The organism is Ralstonia sp. A12 (genome assembly GCF_000801955.1).
Taxonomy (GTDB): domain Bacteria; phylum Pseudomonadota; class Gammaproteobacteria; order Burkholderiales; family Burkholderiaceae; genus Ralstonia.
Window position 1 is genome coordinate 1 of sequence record NZ_JSZO01000010.1, and the last position, 5612, is coordinate 5612.

Consider the following 5612-nt stretch of genomic DNA (forward strand, 5'->3'; position numbering starts at 1 on the left):
AAGCCACCTGCGGGTGGCTTTTGTTTGTGGTGTTGCTGAGGGGGCTGGGGTTGTGTGCGCGTTTGTGGCGCGTAAAAGCAAACACCCCAGCTCGGGTTGAGCTGGGGTGTTTTATGGGAGAGCCTGGCGATGACCTACTTTCACACGGGAATCCGCACTATCATCGGCGCGGAGTCGTTTCACGGTCCTGTTCGGGATGGGAAGGGGTGGTACCGACTCGCTATGGTCACCAGGCTATGACTTGTCGCGTCGTTGATTTGAGGATCAACGCCGCCAATATGGGAATGTAGATTTGGGGTTGTGTTTTGATTTGTATCAGGCACAAGGCAGACCCAGCCGGAAACATACCGGTTATAGGATCAAGCCGCACGGGCAATTAGTACTGGTTAGCTGAACGCATTACTGCGCTTCCACACCCAGCCTATCAACGTCCTGGTCTCGAACGACCCTTCAGGGAGATCAAGTCTCCAGGGAATCCTCATCTTCAGGCAAGTTTCCCGCTTAGATGCTTTCAGCGGTTATCTCTTCCGTACATAGCTACCCTGCGATGCCTCTGGCGAGACAACAGGTACACCAGCGGTACGTCCACTCCGGTCCTCTCGTACTAGGAGCAGCCCCCGTCAAGATTCCAACGCCCACGGCAGATAGGGACCAAACTGTCTCACGACGTTTTAAACCCAGCTCACGTACCTCTTTAAATGGCGAACAGCCATACCCTTGGGACCGGCTACAGCCCCAGGATGAGATGAGCCGACATCGAGGTGCCAAACACCGCCGTCGATATGAACTCTTGGGCGGTATCAGCCTGTTATCCCCAGAGTACCTTTTATCCGTTGAGCGATGGCCCTTCCATACAGAACCACCGGATCACTATGTCCTGCTTTCGCACCTGCTCGACTTGTCGGTCTCGCAGTTAAGCACGCTTTTGCCATTGCACTTTAGGTACGATGTCCGACCGTACCAAGCGTACCTTCGAACTCCTCCGTTACACTTTGGGAGGAGACCGCCCCAGTCAAACTGCCTACCATGCACTGTCCCCGACCCGGATTCACGGGCCAAGGTTAGAACCTCAAACAAACCAGGGTGGTATTTCAAGGTCGGCTCCACCGAAACTAGCGTCCCGGTTTCAAAGCCTCCCACCTATCCTACACAGATCGGTTCAAAGTCCAATGCAAAGCTACAGTAAAGGTTCATGGGGTCTTTCCGTCTAGCCGCGGGGAGATTGCATCATCACAAACACTTCAACTTCGCTGAGTCTCGGGAGGAGACAGTGTGGCCATCGTTACGCCATTCGTGCAGGTCGGAACTTACCCGACAAGGAATTTCGCTACCTTAGGACCGTTATAGTTACGGCCGCCGTTTACCGGGACTTCAATCAAGAGCTTGCACCCCATCATTTAATCTTCCGGCACCGGGCAGGCGTCACACCCTATACGTCCACTTTCGTGTTTGCAGAGTGCTGTGTTTTTATTAAACAGTCGCAGCCACCATTTTATTGCAACCCCTTCGTCCTTCTGGCGCGAGCCAGTCAAACTACAAGGGCGTACCTTATCCCGAAGTTACGGTACCAATTTGCCGAGTTCCTTCTCCCGAGTTCTCTCAAGCGCCTTAGAATACTCATCTCGCCCACCTGTGTCGGTTTGCGGTACGGTCTCGTATGACTGAAGCTTAGAGGCTTTTCTTGGAACCACTTCCAATTGCTTCGCGACCTAAAGTCGCTCGCCCCACACCCTTGAATCACGCACCCGGATTTGCCTAAGTGCCATCTCCAATGCAGGGACCGGGACATCCAACACCCGGACAACCTTCCGCGATCCGTCCCCCCATCGCATCATACGACGGTGCAGGAATATTAACCTGCTTCCCATCAGCTACGCATCTCTGCCTCGCCTTAGGGGCCGACTCACCCTACGCCGATGAACGTTGCGTAGGAAACCTTGGGCTTACGGCGAGGGGGCCTTTCACCCCCTTTATCGCTACTCATGTCAGCATTCGCACTTCTGATACCTCCAGCATCCTTTACAAGACACCTTCACAGGCTTACAGAACGCTCTCCTACCATGCACTTACGTGCATCCGCAGCTTCGGTATATTGCTTAGCCCCGTTACATCTTCCGCGCAGGACGACTCGATCAGTGAGCTATTACGCTTTCTTTAAAGGGTGGCTGCTTCTAAGCCAACCTCCTGACTGTTTTAGCCTTCCCACTTCGTTTCCCACTTAGCAATATTTAGGGACCTTAGCTGGCGGTCTGGGTTGTTTCCCTCTTGACACCGGACGTTAGCACCCGATGTCTGTCTCCCGTGATTGCACTCTTCGGTATTCGGAGTTTGCTATGGCGGGGTAATCAGCAATAGACCCCCCAACCATGACAGTGCTCTACCCCCGAAGGTGATACACGAGGCACTACCTAAATAGTTTTCGGAGAGAACCAGCTATTTCCAAGTTTGTTTAGCCTTTCACCCCTATCCACAGCTCATCCCCTAACTTTTCAACGTTAGTGGGTTCGGTCCTCCAGTACGTGTTACCGCACCTTCAACCTGGCCATGGATAGATCACTTGGTTTCGGGTCTACACCCAGCGACTGAACGCCCTATTCGGACTCGCTTTCGCTACGCCTTCCCTAATCGGTTAAGCTTGCCACTGAATGTAAGTCGCTGACCCATTATACAAAAGGTACGCCGTCACCCGTTTCCAGGCTCCGACTGTTTGTATGCATGCGGTTTCAGGATCTATTTCACTCCCCTCCCGGGGTTCTTTTCGCCTTTCCCTCACGGTACTGGTTCACTATCGGTCGATTACGAGTATTTAGCCTTGGAGGATGGTCCCCCCATCTTCAGACAGGATTTCACGTGTCCCGCCCTACTTGTCGTACACCTAGTTCCACAATACTGCTTTCGCATACGGGGCTATCACCCGCTATGGCCGGACTTTCCATTCCGTTCTGCTAGCAATACTGCTAAAGAGTACAAGGCTGATCCCATTTCGCTCGCCACTACTTTGGGAATCTCGGTTGATTTCTGTTCCTGCAGCTACTTAGATGTTTCAGTTCGCTGCGTTCGCTTCTGTGACCTATGTATTCAGTCACAGATGACCCATTCGGGCCGGGTTTCCCCATTCGGACATCTGCGGATCAAAGCTTGTTTGCCAGCTCCCCGCAGCTTTTCGCAGGCTACTACGTCCTTCATCGCCTGTAATCGCCAAGGCATCCACCACATGCACTTATTCGCTTGACCCTATAACGAGTATGTCTCGTTACAGGCTGAGTTCTCGCGTTGTGCCGTATTCCAAGACAATCTTTCGATTGCTCTGGTAATACTGGTTGATACAATCACAACCCAGTGTCGCGTTACTACCGAGCGTCTCATCAACGCTCCGCGACACCTTTACTACATTCCATATTGTTAAAGAACAGCCGAACTTTTACGCTCGTCTTGGCTAGGCCAAACGCAAACACCATCGACACAGCGTCGATGCTTGCGTTTGGTAACCAAAAGGTTTTGGTGGAGGATGACGGGATCGAACCGACGACCCCCTGCTTGCAAAGCAGGTGCTCTCCCAGCTGAGCTAATCCCCCAGTCACGGCAGAGAACTTCTTCCACCGTCCGTAACTTGGTGGGTCTGGTAGGACTTGAACCTACGACCCCCGCCTTATCAAGACGGTGCTCTAACCACCTGAGCTACAGACCCTTGGCTGTAACATCAAACAAACCGATAAGTGTGGACGCCTAACGTCGGATGCACGCTCTTAAAGGAGGTGATCCAGCCGCACCTTCCGATACGGCTACCTTGTTACGACTTCACCCCAGTCATGAACCCTGCCGTGGTAATCGCCCTCCTTACGGTTAGGCTAACTACTTCTGGCAAAACCCACTCCCATGGTGTGACGGGCGGTGTGTACAAGACCCGGGAACGTATTCACCGCGGCATGCTGATCCGCGATTACTAGCGATTCCAGCTTCACGTAGTCGAGTTGCAGACTACGATCCGGACTACGATGCATTTTCTGGGATTAGCTCCACCTCGCGGCTTGGCAACCCTCTGTATGCACCATTGTATGACGTGTGAAGCCCTACCCATAAGGGCCATGAGGACTTGACGTCATCCCCACCTTCCTCCGGTTTGTCACCGGCAGTCTCTCTAGAGTGCCCTTTCGTAGCAACTAGAGACAAGGGTTGCGCTCGTTGCGGGACTTAACCCAACATCTCACGACACGAGCTGACGACAGCCATGCAGCACCTGTGTCCACTTTCTCTTTCGAGCACCTAATGCATCTCTGCTTCGTTAGTGGCATGTCAAGGGTAGGTAAGGTTTTTCGCGTTGCATCGAATTAATCCACATCATCCACCGCTTGTGCGGGTCCCCGTCAATTCCTTTGAGTTTTAATCTTGCGACCGTACTCCCCAGGCGGTCAACTTCACGCGTTAGCTACGTTACTAAGGAAATGAATCCCCAACAACTAGTTGACATCGTTTAGGGCGTGGACTACCAGGGTATCTAATCCTGTTTGCTCCCCACGCTTTCGTGCATGAGCGTCAGTGTTATCCCAGGGGGCTGCCTTCGCCATCGGTATTCCTCCACATCTCTACGCATTTCACTGCTACACGTGGAATTCTACCCCCCTCTGACACACTCTAGCCGTGCAGTCACCAGTGCAATTCCCAAGTTAAGCTCGGGGATTTCACACCGGTCTTGCACAACCGCCTGCGCACGCTTTACGCCCAGTAATTCCGATTAACGCTTGGACCCTACGTATTACCGCGGCTGCTGGCACGTAGTTAGCCGGTCCTTATTCTTCCGGTACCGTCATCCACACCTAATATTAGTAAGTGCGATTTCTTTCCGGACAAAAGTGCTTTACAACCCGAAGGCCTTCTTCACACACGCGGCATTGCTGGATCAGGGTTGCCCCCATTGTCCAAAATTCCCCACTGCTGCCTCCCGTAGGAGTCTGGGCCGTGTCTCAGTCCCAGTGTGGCTGATCGTCCTCTCAGACCAGCTACTGATCGTCGCCTTGGTGGGCCTTTACCCCACCAACTAGCTAATCAGACATCGGCCGCTCCTATAGCATGAGGCCTTGCGGTCCCCCACTTTCACCCTCAGGTCGTATGCGGTATTAGCTAATCTTTCGACTAGTTATCCCCCACTACAGGGCACGTTCCGATGTATTACTCACCCGTTCGCCACTCGCCATCAATCTAGCAAGCTAGATCATGCTGCCGTTCGACTTGCATGTGTAAGGCATGCCGCCAGCGTTCAATCTGAGCCAGGATCAAACTCTTCAGTTCAATCTGCTGTTTTCGCTCTTTACGAGCGGTCGCTCACTCTCAGAATCTGACTTGAACTTTCGTTCAAACCTTACTTCTGTGCGAGCACTTCATTACTTGTTAGCTAACTGACTTACGTCAGTCGCATCCAGTATTAAGCGCCCACACTTATCGGCTGTTTGCTTGTTAAAGAACTTCGCGATCAACTTTGTTCACCGCGTCGCTGCGTTTGCTGCAGCAGAGAAACGAGATTATGCAGAGCTTTTTCGTCGCTGTCAACAACTTGCTGAAGAATTTTTATCATCAACTCGCTGCTAACTCACTACCGCGACACCCACCCGATTCAC

General features: G+C 52.6%; 2 tRNA genes and 3 rRNA genes. All 5 read right to left on the reverse strand.

The features are described 5' to 3' along the window. Positions 1 to 121 precede the first annotated feature (121 nt). Positions 122 to 234: ribosomal RNA gene (rrf, locus tag PI87_RS13935) — 5S ribosomal RNA — on the reverse strand. A 121-nt stretch (positions 235 to 355) separates the two neighbouring features. Beyond that, positions 356 to 3234 (reverse strand): 23S ribosomal RNA (locus PI87_RS13940). A 265-nt stretch (positions 3235 to 3499) separates the two neighbouring features. Beyond that, positions 3500 to 3575: transfer RNA gene (locus tag PI87_RS13945), tRNA-Ala, on the reverse strand. Between the two features lie 36 nt (positions 3576 to 3611). Continuing rightward, positions 3612 to 3688 (reverse strand) — tRNA-Ile (locus tag PI87_RS13950). Between the two features lie 60 nt (positions 3689 to 3748). Next, positions 3749 to 5286, reverse strand: a 16S ribosomal RNA gene (locus PI87_RS13955). Together the 16S, 23S and 5S rRNA genes with 2 tRNA genes alongside form the textbook arrangement of a ribosomal RNA operon. Positions 5287 to 5612 lie beyond the last annotated feature (326 nt).